Annotated in this window: 26 protein-coding genes; 15 read left to right on the forward strand and 11 right to left on the reverse strand. The window is 64.6% G+C overall.

Features of this window, described 5'->3' with window-relative positions:
* Window positions 1–32: 32 nt before the first annotated feature.
* Window positions 33–884 carry an AraC family transcriptional regulator gene (locus V1278_RS03035; protein WP_334379663.1) on the forward strand — a complete coding sequence of 284 codons (852 nt, stop codon included), beginning with the start codon at window positions 33–35 and terminating at the stop codon, window positions 882–884.
* A gap of 79 nt (window positions 885–963) precedes the next feature.
* A complete protein-coding gene (locus V1278_RS03040; RefSeq protein WP_334365809.1) occupies window positions 964–1392 on the forward strand; it encodes a VOC family protein in 429 nt (142 codons plus the stop codon).
* A 139-nt stretch (window positions 1393–1531) separates the two neighbouring features.
* Here V1278_RS03040 and grpE read toward each other — a convergent pair whose 3' ends face one another.
* On the reverse strand, window positions 1532–2152 hold the full coding sequence (grpE, locus tag V1278_RS03045; protein ID WP_334379664.1) for a nucleotide exchange factor GrpE: 621 nt from the start codon (window positions 2150–2152) through the stop codon (window positions 1532–1534).
* Window positions 2153–2271: 119 nt separating this feature from the next.
* Window positions 2272–3360: a heat-inducible transcriptional repressor HrcA gene (hrcA, locus tag V1278_RS03050; protein ID WP_334379665.1), complete on the reverse strand. Its 1089-nt coding sequence runs from the start codon at window positions 3358–3360 to the stop codon at window positions 2272–2274.
* A gap of 280 nt (window positions 3361–3640) precedes the next feature.
* On the opposite strand from hrcA, the gene rph reads away from it, so the two are divergent.
* The 3 genes from rph to hemW are packed head-to-tail and all read left to right on the forward strand — an operon-like array spanning window position 3641 to window position 6157.
* Complete coding sequence (rph, locus tag V1278_RS03055) at window positions 3641–4354, forward strand: ribonuclease PH (protein ID WP_065726161.1); 714 nt, start codon at window positions 3641–3643, stop codon at window positions 4352–4354.
* An 11-nt stretch (window positions 4355–4365) separates the two neighbouring features.
* Window positions 4366–4995: an RdgB/HAM1 family non-canonical purine NTP pyrophosphatase gene (gene rdgB, locus V1278_RS03060; protein ID WP_334379666.1), complete on the forward strand. Its 630-nt coding sequence runs from the start codon at window positions 4366–4368 to the stop codon at window positions 4993–4995.
* A complete protein-coding gene (gene hemW / locus V1278_RS03065; RefSeq protein ID WP_334379667.1) occupies window positions 4988–6157 on the forward strand; it encodes a radical SAM family heme chaperone HemW in 1170 nt (389 codons plus the stop codon). The genes rdgB and hemW overlap by 8 nt, the downstream gene beginning before the upstream one ends.
* A 128-nt stretch (window positions 6158–6285) precedes the next feature.
* Here hemW and V1278_RS03070 read toward each other — a convergent pair whose 3' ends face one another.
* The gene (locus V1278_RS03070) at window positions 6286–7500 is read right to left on the reverse strand and encodes a penicillin-binding protein activator (protein ID WP_334365803.1); all 1215 of its coding nucleotides are present in this window, start codon (window positions 7498–7500) and stop codon (window positions 6286–6288) included.
* A gap of 231 nt (window positions 7501–7731) precedes the next feature.
* On the opposite strand from V1278_RS03070, the gene rsmI reads away from it, so the two are divergent.
* The 7 genes from rsmI (at window position 7732) to V1278_RS03105 (ending at window position 14382) form a co-directional block, all read left to right on the forward strand.
* Window positions 7732–8685 carry a 16S rRNA (cytidine(1402)-2'-O)-methyltransferase gene (gene rsmI, locus V1278_RS03075; RefSeq protein WP_334379668.1) on the forward strand — a complete coding sequence of 318 codons (954 nt, stop codon included), beginning with the start codon at window positions 7732–7734 and terminating at the stop codon, window positions 8683–8685.
* Complete coding sequence (locus V1278_RS03080) at window positions 8672–9085, forward strand: YraN family protein (RefSeq protein WP_057844830.1); 414 nt, start codon at window positions 8672–8674, stop codon at window positions 9083–9085. Before rsmI ends, V1278_RS03080 begins: the two co-directional genes overlap by 14 nt.
* A 33-nt stretch (window positions 9086–9118) precedes the next feature.
* On the forward strand, window positions 9119–10066 hold the full coding sequence (gshB, locus tag V1278_RS03085) for a glutathione synthase (protein WP_334379669.1): 948 nt from the start codon (window positions 9119–9121) through the stop codon (window positions 10064–10066).
* Between the two features lie 243 nt (window positions 10067–10309).
* Complete coding sequence (locus V1278_RS03090) at window positions 10310–11149, forward strand: hypothetical protein (protein ID WP_334379670.1); 840 nt, start codon at window positions 10310–10312, stop codon at window positions 11147–11149.
* Window positions 11150–11340: 191 nt separating this feature from the next.
* Window positions 11341–12324 (forward strand): MBL fold metallo-hydrolase, encoded by a 984-nt coding sequence (locus tag V1278_RS03095; protein WP_334379671.1) that lies wholly within the window; start codon window positions 11341–11343, stop codon window positions 12322–12324.
* A gap of 189 nt (window positions 12325–12513) precedes the next feature.
* A complete protein-coding gene (locus tag V1278_RS03100; RefSeq protein ID WP_334379672.1) occupies window positions 12514–12696 on the forward strand; it encodes a hypothetical protein in 183 nt (60 codons plus the stop codon).
* Window positions 12697–12843: 147 nt separating this feature from the next.
* Entirely contained in the window at window positions 12844–14382 is a 1539-nt protein-coding gene (locus tag V1278_RS03105; RefSeq protein ID WP_334379673.1) for a YifB family Mg chelatase-like AAA ATPase, read from the forward strand.
* Between the two features lie 268 nt (window positions 14383–14650).
* On the opposite strand, the gene V1278_RS03110 is transcribed toward V1278_RS03105, so the two are convergent.
* The gene (locus V1278_RS03110) at window positions 14651–14869 is read right to left on the reverse strand and encodes a hypothetical protein (RefSeq protein ID WP_334379674.1); all 219 of its coding nucleotides are present in this window, start codon (window positions 14867–14869) and stop codon (window positions 14651–14653) included.
* A 257-nt stretch (window positions 14870–15126) separates the two neighbouring features.
* Here V1278_RS03110 and V1278_RS03115 point away from each other — a divergent pair, with 257 nt between their 5' ends.
* From V1278_RS03115 to V1278_RS03125, 3 genes are all read left to right on the forward strand, one after another.
* A complete protein-coding gene (locus V1278_RS03115; RefSeq protein ID WP_334362844.1) occupies window positions 15127–16077 on the forward strand; it encodes an IS110 family transposase in 951 nt (316 codons plus the stop codon).
* A gap of 483 nt (window positions 16078–16560) precedes the next feature.
* Window positions 16561–17028: a hypothetical protein gene (locus V1278_RS03120; protein WP_334379675.1), complete on the forward strand. Its 468-nt coding sequence runs from the start codon at window positions 16561–16563 to the stop codon at window positions 17026–17028.
* 225 nt (window positions 17029–17253) lie between these two features.
* Window positions 17254–19488: a PAS domain-containing hybrid sensor histidine kinase/response regulator gene (locus V1278_RS03125; protein WP_334379676.1), complete on the forward strand. Its 2235-nt coding sequence runs from the start codon at window positions 17254–17256 to the stop codon at window positions 19486–19488.
* 50 nt (window positions 19489–19538) lie between these two features.
* Here V1278_RS03125 and coaA read toward each other — a convergent pair whose 3' ends face one another.
* The 7 genes from coaA to hisB form a co-directional block, all read right to left on the reverse strand.
* Window positions 19539–20495, reverse strand: coding sequence for a type I pantothenate kinase (gene coaA, locus V1278_RS03130; protein ID WP_334365794.1), 957 nt, complete (start codon window positions 20493–20495; stop codon window positions 19539–19541).
* 15 nt (window positions 20496–20510) lie between these two features.
* Entirely contained in the window at window positions 20511–20834 is a 324-nt protein-coding gene (locus V1278_RS03135; protein WP_334379677.1) for a phosphoribosyl-ATP diphosphatase, read from the reverse strand.
* Between the two features lie 83 nt (window positions 20835–20917).
* Window positions 20918–21694 (reverse strand): imidazole glycerol phosphate synthase subunit HisF, encoded by a 777-nt coding sequence (gene hisF, locus V1278_RS03140; protein ID WP_334365792.1) that lies wholly within the window; start codon window positions 21692–21694, stop codon window positions 20918–20920.
* Between the two features lie 11 nt (window positions 21695–21705).
* On the reverse strand, window positions 21706–22455 hold the full coding sequence (hisA, locus tag V1278_RS03145; RefSeq protein ID WP_334365791.1) for a 1-(5-phosphoribosyl)-5-[(5-phosphoribosylamino)methylideneamino]imidazole-4-carboxamide isomerase: 750 nt from the start codon (window positions 22453–22455) through the stop codon (window positions 21706–21708).
* Window positions 22443–23093: an imidazole glycerol phosphate synthase subunit HisH gene (gene hisH / locus V1278_RS03150; protein WP_334365790.1), complete on the reverse strand. Its 651-nt coding sequence runs from the start codon at window positions 23091–23093 to the stop codon at window positions 22443–22445. Before hisH ends, hisA begins: the two co-directional genes overlap by 13 nt.
* Entirely contained in the window at window positions 23090–23623 is a 534-nt protein-coding gene (locus V1278_RS03155) for a DUF2628 domain-containing protein (RefSeq protein WP_334365789.1), read from the reverse strand. Before V1278_RS03155 ends, hisH begins: the two co-directional genes overlap by 4 nt.
* Window positions 23624–23661: 38 nt before the next feature.
* Window positions 23662–24255, reverse strand: a complete 594-nt coding sequence (hisB, locus tag V1278_RS03160; RefSeq protein ID WP_028348312.1) for an imidazoleglycerol-phosphate dehydratase HisB — start codon at window positions 24253–24255, stop codon at window positions 23662–23664.
* Window positions 24256–24306 lie beyond the last annotated feature (51 nt).

Consider the following 24306-nt stretch of genomic DNA (forward strand, 5'->3'; position numbering starts at 1 on the left):
TGCGTTCGTCTTGCCCGCTTCGGGGGTTTGGGATGTCAGGTCCAGCGGCTCCACTCGCGTTCGAGATGATTCGTCGTGCGCCATCGCAGCGCATGACAGGCCTGATCGCCGGCATGACGGGCTATCGCGAAACCGCGCCCGGCCGGTTCTTCCAGCGCGAAACCGCAGGTCTGGTAGTCCCGCTGATCATCAGCTTCGGCACACCGTTCCTGATCGCTCTCGGACGCGATCCTGACGCTGATGATCGGCAGCCGACTTTCGCCGCCGGGCTTTATGCCGGTCCGGTTCATATCGAATCCGATGGCGGCGCCGAATGCGTGCAGGTGGATTTCACGCCGCTTGGCGCCTATCGCTTCTTTGGCGGGGCCGTCGCCGATCTCACCGCGCGCATGGTCGACATCGGTGACGTACTGGGGCCTGAGGGACCGCACCTGCGCGAGCGGCTTGGCGCGATATCCTGCTGGCAGGATCGCTTCGATCTGGTCGAGGATTTTGTTGCAGGGCGTGCCAGCCATCGGCCTTCGCCCGAGATCGCATTCGCCTATGGACGGCTCGCACGCAGCGCGGGCAGCGTGCGCATCACTGCGCTTGCAAGAGAGATCGGCTGGAGCCGCAAGCACTTGGTCGATCGCTTCCGAGCGGAAATTGGTCTGGCGCCGAAGCCGGTCGCCCGCATGATGCGCTTTCACGAAGCCTGCCGACTGGCGCGGACGGGAGCGGGAGGCGGCTGGGCAGGGATTGCGGCCGAAAGCGGTTATGCCGACCAGGCGCATCTCGCCCGCGAATTTTCAACCCTTGCCGGCGAATCGCCAACGGCCTGGGCCCACCGGCTGGCGCTGACTGACAGCCGCCTGCTGCGCCCGCTGGACGCACTGGACGCGTAGCCGGTCAGGTAACAAATCTTCAAGCCGACCGCCCTCGCCTCGCGATACTAGTGAGGTAACGCAATGCGAGGGGTTGCCGGTGACCAGTCCAAGCAAAAGCGAAGCGCCGCGCCTTTATCCGACGATGCGCTGCCGGGATGCCGAAGCGATGATCCGCTGGCTCAAGGAAGTTGTTGGTTTCACCGAACGCGCCGTCTACCGGAACGGCGGCACCATCCATCACGCCGAGCTTGCCTTTGGACCCTCGATCCTGATGCTCGGCCAGAGCAGGGAGGACGAATACGGCAAGCTCGTCGGCGATATCGGCGGCCGTCGCACGGACGCGCTGTATGTCGCGGTCGACGATCCCGACGCCCTACATGCGAAGGTCAAAGCCTCCGGCGCCATCATTGAAATGGACCTGCGCGACACCGACTATGGTAGCCGCGATTTCGCCTGCCGCGACCCGGAAGGCAATCTCTGGAGTTTTGGGACCTACCGGCCAAGGGCGGACGAGAGGCCGCTGTAAGCATAGGCCCGCGTCAACCGCCTTCGGTGATACTCCGTAGACCGCTCATCCCTGCGGAGCGGCCTGCGCGCGTCTCGAAGGATGAAGGCCGAGCTTCCGCAGCGGGGCCTTCATGGTTCGAAACGACTTGCGCGCCTATTTACGCCGCGCTGTTCGGCTCATTGTTGGCGGCCGGTGCCGCCTTGGCGCCGCCCTTCGACACGCCGACCAGCGCCGGGCGCAGTATGCGTTCGCCGATCATGAAGCCGGCCTGCACGACCTGAACCACCGTCCCTGCGGGAACGGACGGATCGGGGACTTCGTACATCGCCTGCTGGAAATTGGGATCGAACTTCTCGCCCGATGGATCGAACTTCTTGACGCCGTTCTTCTCCAGCGTGTTCAGCAGCGAGCGCTCGGTCAACTCGACGCCTTCGATGAACGCCTTCAGCGCCGGATCGGCGGTGGCCTTGGTCTCGGCCGGCATGGCATCGAGCGCGCGCTGCAGATTGTCGGCGATTTCGAGAATGTCGCGGGCGAAGCCGGTGATGCCGTAGGCGCGCGCGTCGGCGACTTCCTTGGCGGTGCGCTTGCGCAGGTTTTCCATCTCAGCCAGCGTGCGCAGCATCTTGTCGCGCGCTCCCGCCGCTTCCTTCGTCAACGCCTCGACCGATCCATCCTCGGGATCGTCGGGCATGATGTAGGGTTTTGAGACCACGGGCTCGCCGGTCTGGTTGGCGGGTTGTGCCCCGTCGTCACTCGGCCGGTTGGGATCGGTCATAAGACTGCCTTCTCAAAAAACGGTTCTGGTTGGATGGGGATTTGCTGCCGGGGGATATCGTGCTTTAGGGGCCGAAAATCAAGCGCAACCAGCCCTGATTAAGGTCGATTCGTGGCGGATCAGCCGCCCAGCATCCGGCTGACAATGCGGGCGGCGTAATCCACCGTCGGAATCACCCGCGCATAGTTCAGCCGAGTCGGCCCGATCACGCCGAGAACCCCGACGATGCGGTGCGAAGCGTCGCTATAGGGTGCGATGATGGTCGAGGAACCGGACAGCGAGAACAGCTTGTTCTCCGATCCGATGAAGATCCGCACGCCTTCGGCGCGCTCGGCCCGGCCCAACAGGTCGATCACGCCGCGCTTGGTCTCGAGATCGTCGAACAGCGACTTGACGCGTTCGAGATCTTCGAGCGCGTGCAAATCTTCCAGCAGGTTGGCATGCCCGCGCACGATCAATTGCCGGTCTTCGTTTTCGCCGCCCGACCAGCTCGCAATCCCCGCCTCGATCACCTTCTGCGTCAGTTGGTCGAGCTCGATGCGGCTCTGCGCCATCGCGGTTTCGAGTTCGAGGCGCGCTTCAGCGAGCGTACGGCCGCGAATCCGCGCATTGAGAAAATTGCTCGCCTCCGTCAGCGCCGAGGAAGGCACGCCGGGCGGCAGCGTCAGCACGCGGTTTTCGACCTGGCCGTCTTCGCCGACCAGCACCACCAGCGCGCGCTCCGGCTCCAGCCGCACGAATTCGATGTGTTTCAGCCGCGAATTGGATTTTGCGGTCAGCACCACGGCGGCCGCGCGGGTCAGGCCGGACAGCCGCGTCAGCGCCTCGCCGAGCGCCGCCTCGACCGACTGCGCCCGACCGACGGAGGCAAGCTGGTTCTGGATCGATTCCCGTTCGGGTTCGGTGAGGTCGCCGACCTGCATCAGGGCGTCGACGAAGAAGCGCAGGCCGAGTTCGGTCGGCAGGCGGCCGGCCGAGGTATGCGGCGCGTAGATCAGGCCGAGCGCTTCGAGGTCCGACATCACATTGCGGACGGAAGCCGGCGACAGCGGCACCGCGATCAAGCGGGAGACGTTGCGCGAACCGACGGGTTCGCCGGTCGCGAGATAGCTCTCGACGATTTGACGAAAAATGTCGCGCGAGCGCTCGTTGAGCTGGGCGAGCCCCGCATGCGGCGCGATCAGGCCAATCGGATCGTGGTGGGCCACTGTTAACTCCCTGATACCCCTAATTTGTCGATCCGGCGCGCCGATGACAAGCGTCCGCTTCACATAGCGTTTTCGAGCGAAGCATGCCCTCGGACGTGATCCGGGGGCGGCCGCCGGTTCGCGTAAAGAAAACGCGTCAAAACACGAAGGTAGAGGTTCGGTTCTGATTGATTCAGAACCGAACCTCTACCCCGAAACAAGGCAAAAACCCTTGCCGCTGCCCGCTCCCCCTCCTACAAGCACCGCGAACGAATTTTCGCTCGATTTGGAAGGATTCCCCATGCGGCCGAGCCGCCGTGCGCCCGATCAGTTGCGCCCCGTGTCGCTGGAACGCGGCGTGGTCAAATATGCCGAAGGTTCCTGCATGGTGAAGTTCGGCGACACCCATGTGCTGGTCACAGCCACCCTGGAAGAACGGTTGCCGCCCTGGTTGAAGGGCCAGGGTCGCGGCTGGGTAACCGCCGAATACGGCATGCTGCCGCGTGCCACATTGGAGCGCACCCGCCGCGAGGCCGCCGCCGGCAAGCAGGGCGGGCGCACCGTCGAGATCCAGCGGCTGATCGGCCGCTCCTTGCGCGCAGCCGTCGACCTCGAAGCGCTCGGCGAACGCCAGATTACGGTCGATTGCGACGTGATCCAGGCCGATGGCGGCACGCGCACGGCCTCGATCACCGGCGCCTGGGTGGCGCTGGCCGACTGCATCGGCTGGATGAAGAACCGCAACATGCTGAAAGCCAACGTGCTGCGCGACAATGTCGCCGCGATCTCCTGCGGCATCTATCAGGGCACGCCGGTGCTCGACCTCGACTATGCCGAGGATTCCGAGGCCGAGACCGATGCCAATTTCGTCATGACCGGCGACGGCCGCATCATCGAGGTGCAGGGCACCGCTGAGAAGACGCCGTTTTCACAAGACGAGTTCCTGGCGCTGATGGAACTGGCGCGCAAGGGTGTCGCGCGTCTGGTGGACTTGCAGAAGCTGGCTGTGGCGTAGTCTGATCGCACATGCACCGTCGAATCACCGGCCGGCTCGTGATCGCGACCCACAATCCCGGCAAGCTCGCCGAGATGCAGGAATTGCTCGCGCCGCACGGCGTCGAGGCGGTTTCCGCGGGCGAGCTGGGTCTGGGCGAGCCCGAGGAAACCGGCCAGACGTTTCGGGCCAATGCCGCGATCAAGGCGATCGCGGCGGCGAAAGCCGCGCAATTGCCGGCCTTTGCCGATGATTCCGGTCTCGTAGTCGATGCGCTCGACGGCGCGCCCGGAATCTATTCGGCGCGCTGGGCCGGCAATGGCAAGGATTTCATGGCGGCGATGACCAGGGTCGAGCGCCTGTTGCAGGAGCGCGGCGCCACCGCGCCCGACAAGCGAAGTGCGCATTTTGTCTCGGCCCTGTGCGTCGCCTGGCCCGATGGCCATCTCGAAGAGGTCGAGGCCCGCGCCGACGGAACCCTGGTCTGGCCGCCGCGCGGCACCGCCGGTTTTGGCTATGATCCGGTATTCCTGCCCGACGGGCACACGCGGACCTTTGGCGAGATGACTTCCATCGAAAAGCACGGCCTGCCGCCGCTTGGGCTTGGCCTGTCGCACCGGGCACGAGCCTTCGTCAAACTGGCGGAGATCTGCCTTGGCTAGTCGCGAGCGACCCCGCCCCAAAGATGCCTTCGGCGTCTACGTGCACTGGCCGTTCTGCCTGTCGAAATGCCCCTATTGCGATTTCAACAGCCACGTCCGCCACGCACCGATCGACGAGAAACGTTTTGCGCGCGCGTTTGCGCGCGAGATCGAAACCACGGCGGCGCGCGCACCGGGGCGAACCGTCACATCGATCTTTCTCGGCGGCGGCACGCCTTCCTTGATGCAGCCGCAGACCGTCGGCGCGATTTTGGATGCGATCGGAAAGCATTGGCGCGTCGCCGGCAATGTCGAGGTCACGCTCGAAGCCAATCCGACCAGCGTAGAAGCGACGCGGTTTCGCGGCTATCGCTCAGCCGGCGTCAACCGCGCCTCGCTCGGCGTGCAGGCGCTCGACGACGCCTCGCTGAAAGCGCTCGGACGGCTGCATACCGCGCGCGAGGCGCTCGACGCGGTCGCGATCGCGCGCGCCGCGTTCGATCGCTATTCATTCGACCTGATCTACGCCCGCCCCGACCAGACCCCGCTTATGTGGGCGGATGAACTGAAGCTCGCGATTTCCGAAGCCGCCGAGCATCTCTCGCTCTACCAGCTCACCATCGAGGAAGGCACGCCGTTCTTCGGCCTGCATGCGGCGGGCAAACTCAAGACGCCGGACGAGGCGGTGGCGCGTGCGCTGTACGACGTGACGCAGGAAGTCTGCGCGCATCATGGCTTGCCGGCCTACGAGATTTCCAATCACGCGCGCGAAGGCGCGGAGTGCCAGCACAATCTCGTCTATTGGCGCGGCGAGGAATATGCCGGCATCGGTCCCGGCGCGCATGGCCGCCTCGACATCGACGGCGCGCGACACGCCACCGCGACCGAGAAGCGCCCGGAGGCCTGGCTGATGCGCGTCGAGGCCAACGGCCACGGCGTCGTCACCGATGACCACCTCAACAGCGAAGAACGCGCCGACGAATTCTTGCTGATGGGCTTGCGGCTCGCCGAAGGCATCGACCCCAGGCGCTATGCGGCACTGTCGGGTCGCGCGCTTGATCCGAGCCGCATCGCCATCCTGCGCGCGGAAGGCGCGATATCCGTCGACTCCGACGGAAGATTGCGCGTGACGAAGGAAGGTTTTCCGGTGCTCGACGCGGTGGTGGCGGATCTCGCCGCGTAACAGCCGTCGTTCCTGCGAACCGCAGGAACCCATACGCCGCAACCCGCGTAAAGGGCACAAGGCGACGGCGTCTCTCAAAACCAACGATGGTGGCTCTGGGCCCCTGCGTTCGCAGGGGCGACGAAGGATCACGCCCCAAAACTCTTCGGCGATCCGGCAACCGGCGTGCTGCCGCCGCTTGCGACCTTCATCACCGCAAGCCCGCGCTCGTTGGTGCCGTCGGAACGGAATCGAAACAGCCCGTCGATGCCGGCAAAGCCCGACGGGTTGGTCAGCGTCTCCGGCGCAAAGCGCTGGCCGCCCTGCTGTTTCGACAGCGCAGCAACCAGCGCGACGGCATCATAGGCGAGCGTTGCGGTGCGCACGGGGTCCGTGCCGTATTTGGCGCGGTAGCGGCCGGAGAAGGCGCGGAAGCCCGACGGATCCGGTGCAGCATAAAGCCCGCCCTGCAGCGTCGCGCTCGCATAGATGCGCGGATTGTCCCAGAGCCCGGTGCCGAGCAACTGGATGTTTCGCAAGTTCGCGCCCGCCGAGGTCAAGGCATCCGCCGCTGCCACGACCGATTCACCGTCGTCGGCGATGAACAGCGCGTCCGCCGAGCCGAGCGACTGCGCCACCGTCCGCGCCGCGCCGGCACGATCGGCGGTGTATTTTTCGAAGGCGACGATGCGGCCTTTGCGGCCGACCGCCTGCTTGAACGCCGCTTCCACCACATTGCCATAGGCGTTGTCGGGCAACAGCGCCGCAAACGATCGCTTTCCGATGCTGGCCGAATAATCGACGATCCGGTTGACGTCTGATTCGGGCAGGAAGCTCAGCAGATAAACCCCGCGTCCGGCGACGCTGGAATCGGTCGAGAACGCGATCACTGGAATGCTCCGCGCGCGCGTCAGTTGCGCGGTCGCCGGCACCGAGGCCGCAAACAGCGGGCCCAGAACGATTTCGACGCCCTCGCCGAGCGCCTCCTGGGTGACCTGCTGGGCGCCCTGCGGACTGCCGCCGTCGTCCTTGATCAGAAGCTGGATGTTCGGATTCTGGAATTCCGCCAGCGCCATCTCGGCCGCGTTCTTCATCGATTGCGCGGCGACACCGGCATTGCCGGCGGCCGAAAGCGGCAGGATCAGGCCGACCTTGACCTGCCCGGTGCCGACGGCGAGCGGCTGCTGCTGCGGGCCTGGCGGCCCCTCGGGCGCGGACGGGCCAAACGGGTTGGAAATCTGTCCACCACCGGAGCAGGCGCCGAGCAGGGGCGCGCCGAGGATAAGACCGACTGCCGTCCGCCGGGTCGGGCCCGACGGCCGCGAGTCCGGGGATCCAAGCTTGCGATTGAACGGGCCTTCCATTCTGTCTCTTCTCTTGACCGACCGCCGTCGGCCAGGATTCCGGCCTTCTGGGCCGAGGCACCTGAACCGCTACTGAACCCAATTGGGATTCTGCATATTGTCGAGGATTAGTTAACCAAAACAAAAGGATTAACACCTCGCCGCGCATTGTCTTCCCGCGGGGAACTCTCCGCCCTTGCCGCCATCCCGCCAGATATGGCGCTTGCCCCAAGACCCCTTTAGATTGCCGTCATGCGCGCCAAACCCAGTTCAAGCTACGGCTCCGATACCGAACCGGGTTCGGCCAACAGAACATTTTTGATTGGCGGCCACCTTCTTAATGCCCCGAAGCCGGTTCCTGGCCTCTATCTGGTGGCAACCCCGATCGGCAATCTCGGCGACATCACTCTGCGCGCGCTGGAGACCTTGGCCGGCGTCGACATCATCGCCTGCGAGGACACCCGCATCACCCGCCGCCTGATCGAGCGCTATGCGATCTCGGCGGAACTCAAGCCGTATCATGAGCACAACGCGGCGATGGCGCGGCCGAAAATCCTGGAGCGGCTGGCGCAGGGCGCTTCCATCGCCCTGGTGTCGGACGCCGGCACGCCCCTGATCTCCGATCCCGGCTTCAAGCTGGTGCGCGAGGTCTCTGCCGCCGGCCATGCCGTGATCGCGGTGCCCGGTGCGTCCTCGGTGCTGACGGCGCTTTCGGTCGCAGCACTCCCGACCGACCGGTTTTACTTCGAGGGATTTTTGCCGGCTCGGCAAGTCTCGCGGCGGACCCGGCTGGCCGAATTGGCAAGGATCGATGCCACGCTGGTGATGTTCGAATCCGGCAACCGCGTGCAGGAAACGCTCGCCGACCTCGCCGAGATCATGGCCGGGCGCGACACCGCGATCTGCCGCGAACTCACAAAGCTGCACGAAGACATCAAGCGCGCCCCCATCGCCGAGCTGGCAAGGACGGCCGCCACGCTGGAAACCCGTGGCGAGTTCGTGCTCGTGGTCGGCCCGCCGCGCAAGAACGCCGATGTCATGACCCAGCACGACCTCGACGACCTGCTGCGATCGTCGCTGGCGCGCGAAAGCGTCAAGGACAGCGTCGCGCATGCGGTCGAGCTTTCGGGCCGCCCGCGCCGCGAAGTCTATGCCCGCGCGCTGGAGCTCGCCAAAGAAGTCAGGGGCGACGATGGCGAAGACTGACGGCACCACGCCGCCTGACGCGACCACGAAACTCGCTGCGCCCGAGCGGGTTGCGGCATTTCGCACCGGGCTTTCCGCCGAAAGCCGCGCCGCGGCCTATCTGATGGCAAAAGGCTACCGCATCCTGGCCAAACGCTTCCGCACCCCCTATGGCGAGATCGACCTGGTGGCGAGGAAGCGCAGTTTGATTGCCTTCATCGAGGTCAAGGCGCGCGCCAGCCTCGATGACGCCGCCTATGCCGTCACGCCGCGCCAGCAGGCCCGCATCATCGACGCCGCCCAAGCCTGGCTGATGGCGCATCCCGAGCATGCCGAATTCGAGCTCCGTTTTGACGCCGTCCTGATTGCGCCCAGGCGTCTGCCACGCCATCTGTTAGCGGCATTCGACGCCAGCACCTGAACCAATCCCTCCTGACCTGCGGACCCTCAACTCATGAAACTGAATATCGCCGTCCAGATGGACCCCATCGCGCGTATCAACATCCGCGGCGATTCGACCTTTGCCCTGATGCTGGAAGCGCAAAAGCGCGGGCACAGCCTTTCCTATTTCACGCCGGACCAGCTCTCGCTGCGCGGCGAGGAGCTGGTGGCGCCGGTGCAGCGCCTCACGGTGCGCGACGAGGTCGGCGATCACTTTACGTTGGGAGAGCCGAAGCGCGAGCCGCTCGAAGCCTTCGACGTCATCCTGTTGCGGCAGGAGCCGCCGTTCGATATCGCCTACATCACCTCGACGCATTTGCTGGAACGAATCCATCCCAGGACGCTGGTCGTCAACGATCCCGCCAGCGTGCGCAACGCGCCGGAAAAGATGTTCGTGCTGAACTTTCCGCAGCTAATGCCGCCGACGCTGATCTCGCGTAACCTCGACGAAATCAATTCGTTCCGTGATGAGCATGGCGCGGTCGTCATGAAGCCGCTGCACGGCCATGGCGGTGCGGCGGTGTTTCGCGTGATGCCTCAGGACATGAATTTCGGCTCGCTGTTCGACATGTTTTCCGTCACCTTCAGGGAGCCCTGGGTGATCCAGCGCTTCCTCCCCGAGGTGAAGCACGGCGACAAGCGCATCATCCTGGTCGACGGCGAGTTCGCCGGCGCCGTCAACCGCGTGCCGGCCCCCGACGACCTCCGTTCCAACATGGTGCGCGGCGGCGCCGCGCAGGCGACCGACCTTACCCCGCGCGAGCGCGAGATTTGCGACACGCTGGGCCCGGACTTGCGCGAACGCGGCCTGCTGTTCGTCGGCATCGACGTGATCGACGGCAACCTCACCGAGATCAACGTGACCTGCCCGACCGGCATCCGCGCCATCCAGCGTCTCAACGGCCCGGACGTGGCGGCAAAGATCTGGGATACCATCGAGAAGAAGCGCGCCGGGAAATAATTTCGCTGCGCGCTCATCCGCGACTTAGGCCGGATGAATTGCGTGCGCCGGCCGATTGGAACCGGCGAGGAGAGCCGCGTCGTTCTGCGTCATCGGCCGTAGCCTGCCGGATTGAATGCGCTATCGCCGTGTGATCCCATATTCTACCATCATGCGGCCATGCTGTGGGCAAGACTGCACGAAGCGCTGCCGGATGGCCGACCGGCCACCTTCGGACGACATTGGACGAAGAGGAAAACGCCAATGAACTCCACACCACCTCCGAAAGAAGCTGAAAGGCGCGATCCCCAGGTCGTGAGCGCCGACGAGCGGCTCTCGCACGCCCACGAACAGATCAAGCGCGCGGATGAGCAGCTCACGCGCTTGACTGAACAGCTTGCAAAGATGGAACGCGATGCATCGGCTCCGGCCCGACCCGACCCGCCGCGACCTGGCGCGCCATCACCGGAAAAAAGGCCGGCGCTCCGGACCCTCGTTGCTTTGCCTCTGGCAGCGTGCATCATTGTCGCTGCCCTCGTTTTGCAATCGTCCTATGGCGACGGGGCCAAGCCGGTTATCGCCTGGTGGGCGCCGCAGCCCGCTTCAACGCCATCGTCGCCGCCGGAAGATCCGCCATCTCCCGCGCAGCCCGATCCATCAACCGTTCACGTAGCCGCGGCTGAAACTGCACCACCACCGCAAGCATCACCACCACAAGTATCGCCACTGCAAGCACCGACCTTGGCTCAGGCCGCACCGCCGCAAGACGCCTCGCCGCCAACGACCGCCGCGCCCCCCGAACAGACACAGTTGCTGCAAACGATCGCGCGCGACCTCGCGAACCTGGAGCGAACCATCGAACAGCTCAAGGCGAACCAGCAACAAATGGCCAGCGACAACGCAAAAGCCATTGGGGAGATGAAGGCAAGCCAGGAAGAGATGAAACGCGAACTCGCGAAGGTTTCCGAGCAGACCCCGCCCAAGACGTCAGCGCGTCCGACCCAGCCGGCTCCGACCTTGCGCAAGCCCGAACGGTCGCCGCCGCAAGCGAGATCGCGGCCTCGATACCCAAGGGAGTGGATGTACGACGACTACGATTGGTAGCCGTCGATGCCGACCTTCGAAACCTGTCCTGCAATATCGCCGCGACGCGCCGCGGTGCCATTGTCATTTTCGCATCCCTGTCGTGCCTCCTCATCCCACTTGCCAATTTCGGGAAGCGGGAGCAGCCTGCAGGCACGGATGAGTTCGTCCGGGCACGTACTGCAATCAATTAAATTTGTGGAGGAAGAGGCATGACGACGAATCTTTCGCGACGGTCTTTGCTTGCGCTCGGCGCAGGACTCGGAATGGGTCTTGGCGCTTCAACGATGCTCGGCGGCAGCGCGCTGGCCAAGGCGCCAAAACTTGGCACGCAGACGCCCTACTGGCACCGCTTCATGCTCGGCGACGCCGAAGTGACCGTCGTCTCCGACGGCCCGCTGCCGCTCGGCGATCCCTCCGGCACGTTTACCGGCGTGCCGAAGGAAGAAGTGAAGAAGATGCTGTCCGACAACTTCCTCAATCCGGACCACGTCGTGCTCGAACAGAACTCGCCGATCGTGAATACCAGCGACAAGCTGATCCTGTTCGATACCGGCATGGGCACGTCAAAGGCGTTCGGCCCGACCACCGGCCAGCAGCAGAAGAACATGATGGCGGCCGGCATCAAGCCGAGCGATATCGACGCCGTGGTGTGCTCGCATGCGCATATCGATCACATCGGCGGCCTGGTCGGCGCCGACGACAAGCCGCTATTCCCGAACGCGCAGGTCTACATCGCCCAGAGCGATTTCGATTTCTGGACAGATGAAGGCAAGCTCGGCAGTCCGTTGAAGGATTTTATCATCCACGCCCGCAAGAACCTGATGCCGGTGCGCGACCGCATCGTCTTCATCAAGGACAACCAGGAATTCCTGCCCGGCGTCACCGCGCTCGCAGCGCCCGGCCACACCGTCGGCCACACCATCTTCATGGTCAGTTCGAAAGGCAAATCCTTCTGCTTCCTCGGCGACCTCTCGCATCACGCGGTGCTGCTGTTGGAGAAACCGCGGATGGAATTCTCCTACGACAGCGACCCAAAGCAGGCGGCCGCCTCGCGGGTGAAGATGCTGGACATGCTCGCCGCCCAGAAGATCCCGGTCATGTCCTATCACTTCGCCTGGCCCGGCTACGGCCACGTCGCCAAGAACGGCGACGGTTTCAGGTATTATCCCGAACCGATGAACATGCAGCTCTGAGAAGGACGCTTGATTTGGGGTCGGCCGGTGGTCGGCCCCGGATCATCCAGGTGCTGCCGCACACCTGCATGCGTGCGGGTGAGATGCGTCGTCGAGGGCCTTCATCGAAAGGCCCACCTTAGGAACCATCCCGCTTCGCCGAAATTGGTCTTTCCTCAGCGCTTGGCAGCCAGTTTGGAGGCCCGGCAAATGACCAAGGATATGGTGGCTATCGGAGCCGGAATGCTCGTCGTCTGGCTCGCTGTGTGGAGCGTCCGGGGTAACCCTGAGAATGAGAGCCCTGCAAAGACAGAGGCGGTGCGCGTTCTCGCTGATGATCCGGCGCTGAAGCTTGTTTCTGAGCACAGCCCGTACATGCGAACGGAGCGCTAGTGCCGGTCGAGATGTCGACGATCGGTTGAGCACCGGTATGTCGATGCAGGATGTGCGCTGACAGGCCCTAGGTGCACAATGTTCTCTTAATGTTCTTGACTTGCTCCCCGGTTCCCCGCTACCTTCGATTGCGTCGCGGGGGGCAGCATGGTTGCGCGGGTATCTACCGTAGCTTTTGAGGGGATCGAGGCCCGCGCGGTCGACGTGCAGGTGCAGGTCGCGCCTGGGCTGCCGGCCTTTGCCATTGTGGGTCTGCCCGACAAGGCGGTGTCGGAGGCGCGCGAGCGGGTGCGCTCGGCGCTGATCGCCTCGGGGCTGGCCCTGCCGGCGCGGCGGATCATCGTCAATCTCGCGCCGGCCGATCTGCCGAAGGAAGGCAGCCATTACGATCTGCCGATCGCGCTCGGCCTGATGGCGGCGATCGGCGCGATCCCGCCGGACGCACTCAACGGCTTTACCGTGCTGGGCGAACTGGGGCTCGACGGCTCGATTGCAGCCGTTGCGGGCGTGTTGCCGGCGGCGATCGGCGCGAACGCACGCGAGGAAGGACTGATCTGTCCAGCGGCGTGCGGCTCGGAAGCGGCCTGGGCGAGCCCGGACATCCAGATCATCGCGGCCAAATCGCTGATCCAGATCGCCAACCATTTTAAAGGCACGCAGGTGCTGTCGCGGCCGCAGCCGAAAGTGCACGAGCCGGAAGCGACGCATCTCGACTTGCGCGATATCAAGGGCCAGGAGAGCGCCAAGCGTGCGCTGGAGATCGCGGCGGCCGGCGGACATCATTTGCTGATGATCGGCTCGCCCGGTGCGGGCAAGTCGATGCTGGCGGCGCGGCTGCCTTCGATCCTGCCGCCGCTGTCGCCATCCGAACTTTTGGAAGTGTCGATGATCGCCTCCGTCGCCGGCGAAATCCGCGACGGCGCGCTGACCGCGCGGCGGCCATTCCGCGCACCGCATCATTCCGCCAGCATGGCTGCGCTGACCGGCGGCGGCCTGCGCGCCAGACCCGGCGAGATTTCGCTGGCGCATCAGGGCGTGCTGTTCCTCGACGAACTGCCCGAATTCGATCCGCGCGTGCTCGACTCGCTGCGCCAGCCGCTGGAGAACGGCGAGGTCTCGGTGTCCCGCGCCAACCACCGTGTCACCTACCCGGCGCGCTTCATGCTGGTCGCGGCGATGAACCCCTGCCGCTGCGGCCAGGCCTATGATCCCGGCTATTCCTGCAGGCGCGCACCGGTCGACCGCTGCACCGCGGATTACCAGATGCGCATCTCCGGCCCGCTGATGGATCGCATCGACCTGCGCATTGAGGTACCGGCGGTCACCGCCGCCGATCTGATACTTCCTCCGCCAAGCGAAGGCTCTGCCGAAGTCGCAGCCCGTGTCGCCGCTGCCCGCAGTATCCAGCTCGCGCGCTACGCCGCGGCCGGCATGCCGCACATCCGCACCAATGCCGAAGCGCCGGCTTCGCTGCTGGAGACGATCGCGCAGCCGGATGCACAAGGCCAAAAACTTTTACGCGACGCCGCCGAAACCATGAAGCTGACCGCGCGCGGCTATCACCGCGTGCTGCGCGTCGCGCGCACGCTCGCCGATCTCGATCGTGCGGAAAAGATCGGCCGGCTGCATCTGGCGGAGGCGCTATCGTATCGCGCGCTGGCGGAGGATCTGCGGCGCGCGGCGTAGCGCGTCGCACCATCCCCGTTCGGCACGCGGGATGCCGAAAGAGCATAAAATAATTCATTCATTTATCATTCTTCTTTTGATCCTGATCAATGAGTGACCCCTGGCACGCAATCATGCTGCCAGCGGGCCCGGTGGCGCATCTAGGAGTGGGGCGGAATGGCGTCGCCTTCGTCCGATGGCGGCAGAATAGCCTAGCACAAGGGGAACGTGTGGCCGGCTCGCTGGTTGTTCGATTTCCGAGACGGCAGGTCGGTACATGGTCGACACGTCAACGAAAGATGATGCGCAGCCCGGCAAGGTACCTGAGACCGGTCGTCGTGCTGAGCTGTTCGTCTTCGCTGTCATCGCCGCCTTCATCCGGCCGGTGGTCGTCACCGCAGCCGAACAGTAACGCGCGGCCGGGCACAGCCTGCGTGATGATCTCGACAGTTGAGAGCAGGTCGGGCGCAACGCGTCGCGAGATCGGCTCCTCATACTCAGTCGTCATCGCCCGGCTTGACCAGGCGACCCAGAGACGCCGGTGATAGAACCGATAAGCCGCGGCGTACTGGATTGCATGATGGCGTCGCCATCCTGTTGGATGGGGCGCCGGCGGCCCCTCGAGTACTGGTCAGGTCCTGCAAGACCGTGGGAATCTTAGGACCGCCGGCGTTACGGTCTGACACGCGCACGGTAGAGAGGGCCTGAGCCCGCATTGCAATCCGGCGTGCCGACCAGATGCATATTCTGTCGGAGAACAGCCACATGGACAAGATGGTGATCGGGGTGGACGTTGCCAAGGAGTGGATCGACATTGCGATCGCGGGTGACAGTCGGGTCAAGCGGATCGCGAACAGTGAGCGAGCGATTGACGCTTGGTTTATGCAGATCGGGGCCGGCTCGATCGGCCTGGTCGCGTTCGAGCCGACGGGCGGCTATGAGCGGCTTCTGCGACGGTGTCTCCGCCGCGCGAAGGTCGCCTTCAAGCAGGTGCACCCGAACGAAGTCGTCGCCTATCGCAGGCGGCGTGGCATCAAGGCCAAGACGGACCGCATCGACGCCAAATTGTTGGCCGACTTTGCCGCCGAGGAGCTCGCTCGCCGCGACATCGAGTCGGTTCCAGAGGCCGATGAGGTCTTACGTGAACTCGCATCGCGGCGCCGGCAGTTACAGGCTCTGCTGCATGCCGAGACCTGCCGCTGCGACGTGGCAGACAGCGCCATTGTGCGCAAGAGCCTGCGGGCGGTCATTGCCGCCCTTGAGCGTTCACTCGCTACGGTCGACAAGGCCATCGCCGAACGCATCGCAAGCTCCGCGCATGCCGAGACCAGCCGGCGGCTGCAAACCTTCTGCGGTGTCGGCCCCGCCATCGCGGAAACATTGATCGCGGACCTGCCGGAACTCGGACATCTGTCAGGCAAGAAAATCGCGGCCCTTTGCGGCCTTGCCCCGCACACGCGCGACAGCGGCAAGCAGCACGGGCATGCGTCCATTGGTCATGGCCGCTCCAGCGTGCGCAAAGTGCTCTTCAACGGCGCCCGCAGCGCGATCCAGCACAATCCGGTCATGAAGGCCTTCTACCGACATCTGGTCGATGACAATCATCGCCTGGGCAAGGTCGCGCTCACCGCCGTCATGCGCAAAATGCTGGTGACGCTCAACGCCATGATCCGTGACCGATCAGATTGGAGACACGCAGCCAGGCCTGCGGCATGAGCCTTCGATCATGGCAAGCCAACGCGGCAGCGAGCGCAGCCGGTCAAGGCCGGCATCGCCGCCGCGCAGCGGTCGCCTTGACCGGCGAGCACGATGCCGCACTCTCGCCCATGATCGACCTCTTGACGAACATCACGGTAGATCCCCCGCCTTCGCGGGGGACGACAGTGGTGTGTGCGTCGCTATCTTCCCGTCCTTGCGAGCGGAGCGAAGCAATCCATCGTCACCACATGCGCGCAGAGATGGATTGCTTCGCTCCGCTCGCAATGACGTGGATGGGCCGCAGCGTACTGAATACCGCGCCTTCGCGGGGTGTGACATCCCACCACGTCGTTCGCCCGCCAGCCCGCTTCGCCTCACTCGCACCAAAGATGCTGAGCCGCGCAAAAACAACCCGCGTCAACGCGGCGGTAACTAGTTTCCTTTACCCTCTGCCAACCATAGGTCCCATGTCGCGGACTTATGGTGAGCGAGTAGCGTATCATGTTGCGTTTGAAGATTCTGGCCTCGGTGATTCCGCTGGCAATTGTCGCGCTGTTCGCGCGCGGCGAATTTTTGGTCGGTCCGCGGCCCTGCATCGAATTATCAGGCACTTCCGTCCAGATCGCCGCCCTCTCCTGGCAGGCGCACCGGCACGTCAGTTTCACCAGCGATCCGGGCCGCGCGACGGTGCGGGTCCAGATTACCGACAACGCGGAAGCGGCCGACTTCACCGTGATCGACGATATCGATACGGCCGAAGCCGGCGCCTGCGCGAGCAATGCGCCGCCGCTCCTGATTGCGATCTCCCGAAATCCCTCAAGCTCCGATCCCGTGATCTACCTTTCCAGGGATGGACCGGCCGAGCACCGCATCTTCGTGTCTTCGAAGAGCTTTTCGCTGCTCGATGCCGCCGCCCTGATCGTCGGCGCTCGTGGCGAGCGCCACCGCATCGAAGCGGCGTCGCTCTAGGTTTGGAGCATGGTCTTTTCGGAAAGCCGGTTGCCACTTTGCGCGAACGCGGCCCTCCGGGTCCGGACCATGCTCGGTTAACCTTTCATTCACCTTGTTCTCATCGCGGCCGTGATGCCGCTGGGAGCCTCAAGCACTTTGCAACATCGGCGACGCATCGTTCTTCCGCGAGAGGCGGCGAAGCAGGCCGGTTCAATTCAAGCAGCAAGCTTAGGGTCATTGGCGATGGGACGGACTTTCCGGATCAAACTTCGCTTTCGCCGCTTCGGCCGCCGTCATCCCTGGCTTACCTTCGCGCTGCGCTCCTTAATGATCTTCTCGGTCGTGTTCGGCGGAGCCTTTGGCTTCATCACTGGAGCCAAGACGGAAAACTCCGGCTATGATCCGCACTCTTTTGCAATCGGCGTCGCCTTCCTGTTTGCTATCGCCTGCGTCGCGCTCGCCACCTTCAGCTTCCGGCTTCGCCTGCTGCGCAAGAAGATGCGCAAGGTCGCGCTGCATAACGAAGCGTTGGCTGACCGGAACTGGGAATTGCAGGAAGCCGAGCAGCGTACCCGACGGCTGTTCGAATCGCAGGGCGATCTGATCGTTCTGCGCGACGGCGAGGGTCGCATCACCTACGCCAACGACGCCTATTGCGAGCTGGCGCAAATGCCGCGCGACGCGCTGATCGGCAGCCGCTTCGCGCTTACCGTTCTCGAGCAGGGCGACACCGCGCTCGAACCGACCGGCACCCGCGTTCACGACCAGCGGATCGAAGGACCGCTCGGCCCGCGCTGGATCGCATGGCGCGAAGGGTTCGTCCGCAACGACGCCGGAGAACGAGCGGAAATGCAAAGCGTCGGCCGCGACGTTACCGATCGCACCGAGAGCGAACGCGCGCTGACCGAGGCCCGCGATCAGGCGGACGCCGCAAGCCGCGCCAAGTCGCGCTTCCTCGCGATGGCGAGCCACGAGATCCGCACGCCGCTCAACGGCATCATCGGCATGAGCGGCCTATTGATGGATACACCGCTGACGCCGGAACAGGCGACCTATGTCAAGGCGGTGAAGACCTCCGGGGACGCGCTGCTCTCGCTGATCGAGGAACTGCTGGATTATTCCAAGATCGAGGCCGGCAAGATCGACCTCGAACATCGTCCGTTCGCCTTGTCGGGCCTGATCGAGGACATCACCGAATTGCTCGCGCCGCGCGCGGAGGCCAAGAAGATCGAGGTGGCCGCCTATGTCGACGAACGGCTGCCGACGCACGTGATCGGCGACGCAGCTCGCTTGAGGCAGGTGCTGCTCAATCTCGCCGGCAATGCGATAAAATTCACCTCCACCGGCGGTGTCGCCCTGATCGTCGAGCCCGGCATCTGGCCCAATGAAATCAGTTTCCTGGTGCGCGATACCGGCATCGGCATCGCCCCCGAAGCACGCGAGCGGATCTTTCGCGAGTTCGAGCAGGCCGACGACAAGATCGCCCGCAGCTACGGCGGCACCGGTCTCGGCTTGAGCATCTCCGACCGTATCGTCAAGCGCATGGGCGGCCGCATCGCGCTGGCGAGCACGCCCGGCATGGGCTCGACATTCGAGGTATCGCTTCCCCTTGCCGCCGCGGGCGGCGAACAAATCTCATTTGCGGCGCCGGCTCTTTCCGGCCACTCGATCATGCTGGTCTCCCCCGCGAGCATCGAGGCCTCGCTGACCGCGCGGCGGCTGCAGCGCTGGGGCGGGCAGACCTGCATGGTATCAGACGCCAACGTCGCAGAGGCCCTGCTGCCCGAGCGCGCCTGGCACGCCGTGCTGATCGATCACGCGCTGGGGCTCGCCGAAATCGAACGGCTCGGCGAAGCCGCGCGCCTTCATGCCACCCAGCGCATCGTGATGTTTACGCCGGCGACGCGGCACGAAATGCAACCATCCGCCACTTCCGCCCTCACCGGCTATCTGGTCAAACCGCTGCGCGCAGCCTCGCTCGCGGCGCGCATGACGGCCGCGCCGGAAGTGGCCGCACCGAGCCTGGATCCGGCCATCGACCCAAGCGAGACGCCGGCCGAGCCGTCAGCCAAGGGCCTGTCGATCCTGGTTGCCGAGGACAACCAGATCAATGCGCTGTTGATCCGATCGTTGCTCAGCCGGCTCGGCCATCACGCCGTCATCACCACCGACGGCGCCGAGGCGCTGGAGTCCTGGCTGTCGGCGAAATCCGCGGGCAGCCCCTACGATCTCGTCCTGATGGACATCCAGATGCCGCAGCTCAACGGCATCGAAACCACCAAACGGATTCGTACCCTCGAATCCGGCGAGCCGGGCAGCCGGACGCCGATCCTCGCGCTCACCGCCAACACGCTGGTGGAAGATCGCTACGCCTGCTTCGAAGCCGGCATGGACGGATTCTTGATCAAGCCGCTCGACCGCGAAAAACTCGCCGAGGCGCTCGCCGGGCTGATCGCGTCACGGCACATCGCGGCGTGAGGTCGAAACAAAACTCGACGTCGTCCGTGCGAACGCAGGGACGACAGCAATCACAGTCGCCGCAGCGCCACCGTCTCGACCAGATGATCGGCGCGTTTTTTCAGGATTAGCGTCGCCCGCGGCCGGGTCGGCAAAATATTGTCCTCGAGGTTGGCGAGGTTGGTGCGCTCCCAGATCGCGATCGCGGTCGCGGTCGCCTCCTCGTCGGAGAGCACCGCGTAGCGATGGAAGTACGATTTGGGGTCGTGGAACGCGGTGTCCCTGAGCGCCAGGAAGCGCCGCACATACCATTCGCGCAGCACCGGTTCCTCGGCATCGATATAGACGGAGAAGTCGAAGAAGTCCGACACCACCGGCACCGCCTTGCCGTCGCGCGGCAGTCGGCCGGTCTGCAGCACGTTGACGCCCTCGACGATCAGGATGTCCGGGCGATCGACCTCGATCCACTCGTTCGGCACGATGTCGTAGACCAGATGCGAGTAGACCGGCGCGCGTACCGGCCGGCGACCGGCTTTGATGTCGGAAAGAAACGCCAGCAGCATCGGCAGATCGTAGCTCTCGGGAAAGCCCTTCTTCTGCATCAGCCCCTGCCGCTCGAGCACGGCATTGGGAAACAGGAACCCGTCGGTCGTCACCAGGTCGACCTTGGGGCGGGGCGACCAGCGCGCCAGCAGCGCCTGCAGCACGCGGGCGGTGGTCGATTTGCCGGCGGCGACCGAGCCGGCGACGCCGATAATGTAGGGGACCTTGCGGTCGCGGATACCGAGAAACTGGCGCTGCGCCCGGAAGAGCCGATCGGTCGCATCGACATAGATCGACAACAGTCGCGACAGCGGCAGGTAGATGTCCTCGACCTCCTGCAGGTCAAGGCGGTCATGCATCGAGCGCAACCGCTCGAATTCGCCCGGCTCCAGCGTCATCGGCGTGTCGTCGCGCAACCGCGCCCACTGCTCGCGCGTGAAGATACGGTAGGGATTGTATTGCTGTTCCGGGGTGCGGATATCCATGAGCTGCCCTCTCGGCTAGTCGCGCTTGCGCGACGCCTTCTCCTCGAGCCCGGACATCGAGGTCCGCTGCGCCAGCGCGGCTTCGACGTCCTCCAGCTTCACGCCCCGCGACTTCAACAACACCAGCAGATGAAACAGCAGGTCGGCGCTTTCGGCAATCAGGTGGCTGCGGTTGTTCTCGACCGCCGCGATCACGGTCTCCACCGCTTCCTCGCCCAGCTTCTTGGCGCAGTGCTCGGCGCCCCTGTCGAGCAATTTGCGGGTGTACGACGCCTCTCCTCCCGATGCGGCCCGTGCATCGATGGTGGCGGCCAGATCATGGATCGTAAAACGCGACATCAACCGAACTCAACACTCGCGACCGACCAAAGGCCAGGACGCCGTCCCGGGCAAGGACTTAGCACTTTTGTGACAGGGAGTCGTCAGGGATCGAGCCGCATCGGCAGCCCGGCGCGCACCATATGCTCCTTGGCTTGGCGTATGGTAAATTCGCCGAAGTGGAATATCGAGGCGGCCAGCACCGCGGTGGCATGGCCCTGGCGGATGCCGTCGACGAGGTGGTCGAGATTGCCAACGCCGCCAGAGGCGATGACCGGTACGGGGACACTGTCGGCGATGGCCTGCGTCAGCGGCAGGTCGAAGCCTTGGCGGGTGCCGTCGCGATCCATCGAGGTCAACAGGATCTCGCCGGCGCCGAGCGAGACCACTTCCTGCGCGTATTCGATGGCGTCGATCCCGGTGGAGTTGCGCCCGCCATGGGTAAAAATCTCCCAGCGGTCCGAGCCGCCGCCGCGCTTGACCCGCTTGGCGTCGATCGCGACCACGATGCACTGCTCGCCGAATTTTTCCGCCGCCTGCTTGACGAACTCACGGTTGGAGACGGCTGCCGTGTTGATCGAGACCTTGTCGGCGCCAGAACGCAGCAGCGTCTTGATGTCCTCGATGGTACGGACGCCGCCGCCGACCGTCAGCGGCATGAAGCAGGCTTCCGCCGTGCGCCGCACCACATCGAGCATGATGCCACGGTTTTCGTGGGTGGCAGTGATGTCGAGGAAGCACAATTCATCGGCGCCGGCCGCGTCATATGCGATCGCCGCCTCGACAGGATCACCGGCGTCGCGTAGGTCGACGAAATTGACGCCCTTGACCACGCGGCCGTCCTTGACGTCGAGACAGGGAATGACGCGGACCTTGAACATCGCGAAAACTCCTAGGCCGCGGCGCGCGCGCTGCGGATCAGCGTCAAAGCGGCGGCGGGATCCAGCCGCCCATCATAGAGCGCGCGGCCGGCAATGGCGCCAGCGAGCTTCTTGGCGCGCGGCTCGAGCAGCGCCTTGACGTCCTCAATGGAGGCAAACCCGCCGGATGCGATCACGGGAATGGAAATACGCTCTGCGAGCGCTATCGTGGCATCGAGGTTGAGGCCCTTCAACAGGCCGTCGCGCGCGATGTCGGTGAAAATGATGGCAGCGACACCGGCATCCTCGAACCGTTGCGCGATTTCGAGCGCGGTCACCTGCGAGGTCTCGGCCCAGCCTTCCACCGCAACCCTGCCATCGCGCGCATCGAGTCCGACCGCGACGCGGCCGGGGAATTTTTTCGCCGCACCCTTCACCAACTCCGGATCGCGCACCGCCGCGGTGCCGATGATGACCCGGGCGATGCCCTTGTCGAGCCAGGCTTCCACAGTCTTGAGATCGCGGATGCCGCCGCCGAGTTGCACCGGCATGGTGACCGCTTTGAGCATCGCCTCAACCGCCCGCGCGTTCATCGGCTTGCCGGCAAAGGCACCGTCGAGATCGACGACGTGGAGATATTCAAACCCTTGCTCGGCAAAAGCGCGCGCCTGCGCCGCAGGATCGAGGTTGAACACGGTCGCGCGCGCCATGTCGCCCTGCTCGAGGCGCACGCATTGGCCGTTTTTCAGGTCGACGGCAGGAAAGAGGATCACGGCTTCCACTTCAAAAAGTTCGAGATCAGGGCCAGGCCGAAACGCTGGCTCTTCTCGGGGTGAAACTGCGTGCCGATGGCGGTGTCTCGGCCGACGATCGCGGTCACCGGCCCGCCGTAGTCGGCACGCGCCAGCACATCGGCCTCATTGGAGGCGTTGAGGTGATAGGAGTGCACGAAATAGGCATGGCGGCCCTTCGGCCCGAGCGGCAGCCGCTCCAGCACCGGATGCTCGCGGACCAGGTCAAGCGTATTCCAGCCCATGTGCGGGATTTTCAGATTTTCCTCGCGCGGCGAGATCTTCTCGACGTCGCCTTCAATCCAGTTGAAGCCCTCGGTCGTGACGTGCTCCTTGCCGCGCGTCGCCATCAACTGCATGCCGACGCAGATGCCGAAGAAAGGCCGCGCCTTGACGCGCACGGCTTCCGTCATCGCGTCAAGCATGCCGTCCACCGCATCGAGGCCGCGGCGGCAATCGGCGAAGGCGCCGACGCCGGGCAGCACGATGCGGTCGGCGCGGTACACGGCCTCCGGATCGCGCGTCACCATGACCTTCTGCGGATCTTCCATGCTACGCGAGGCGCGCTCAAAGGCCTTTGCCGCCGAGTGAAGATTGCCCGAGCCGTAATCGACGATCGCAACGGTCATCGTGGCCCTCCCGGCTCCGGAAACAAGCCGATGATTCCGCCTTGCGGCAAGGGCGGCGGTGGTTTGGAGAACGACTGGCCCGGAATGTTGCGGGTCGGCGGCGGTGCGCCGCGGTCGACCGACCGTTGGTCGTTGATCAGCCCGCGCTGCCGGCCGGTCCAGCGTTCGAAGAAGCGGTGTTCGGCAGCTTCCTCGTCGTCGGCAACCACGATATCGAGCTGGCGCCAATTGCGCCGTGACAGCGTCCAGCGCCGCAGGCTGGCCGCTTCGAGGCCCATCAGGATGGCGAGCAGGACATCAACAGCGAAGATCGTCCCGCGGCTGGCGCCCAGCGCCGACATCCCGAACTGCACGGCTGTCATCAGAACAATCCAGCCGATCAGCGCCAGCCACAGCCGATGCCACAAAAGCCAGATCACGCCCGCGACCGCAGCCCAGAAATGGAAGCCGTCACGGACAAACACGAATTTGTCGGTCGCCGGAAGATCGGCGCCATTGGCTATGGGAGCATGCACTGTGTAGACCGGCATCGAATCTCTCCGCCGCGAACGAAAACGAGAACAGGCAATCAGCCGCCGAGCTGACCCTTGGTGGAAGGCACCTCGCCCGCCGCGCGCGGATCGATCGCAACCGCGGCACGAAGCGCCCTCGCCAGACCCTTGAAACAGGATTCGGCGATATGATGGCTGTTCTCGCCATATAAGGTCTCGACGTGCAAAGTCACGCCGGCGTTGATGGTGAAGGCGTTGAACCATTCGCGCACCAGCTCGGTATCGAACTGACCGACCTTGTCGCGCGGAAAGTCGACCTTGAACACCAGCACCGGCCGGCCCGAAATGTCGATGACGACGCGCGAGAGCGTTTCGTCCATCGGCATGTGGATCGAGGCATAGCGGGTGATGCCGGCCATGGTGCCGAGCGCCTGCTTGACGGCCTGGCCCAGCGCGATGCCGACGTCCTCGGTGGTGTGGTGGTGGTCGACATGCAGATCGCCATCCGCCTTGACCGTGATGTCGATGCGGGAATGCCTGGCCAAGAGATCGAGCATATGGTCGAAAAAGCCGATGCCGGTCGAAACCTTGGACACGCCCGTGCCATCGAGGTTCACCGCGACCTCGATGTCGGTTTCCTTGGTCTTGCGCTTGATGGACGCTGTGCGCATGAAAACTGCTTCCCTTGGGCCGCTTGGGGCCGAAAACGCGGCCCTTTTAAC

The organism is Bradyrhizobium sp. AZCC 1577 (assembly GCF_036924575.1).
Taxonomy (GTDB): domain Bacteria; phylum Pseudomonadota; class Alphaproteobacteria; order Rhizobiales; family Xanthobacteraceae; genus Bradyrhizobium.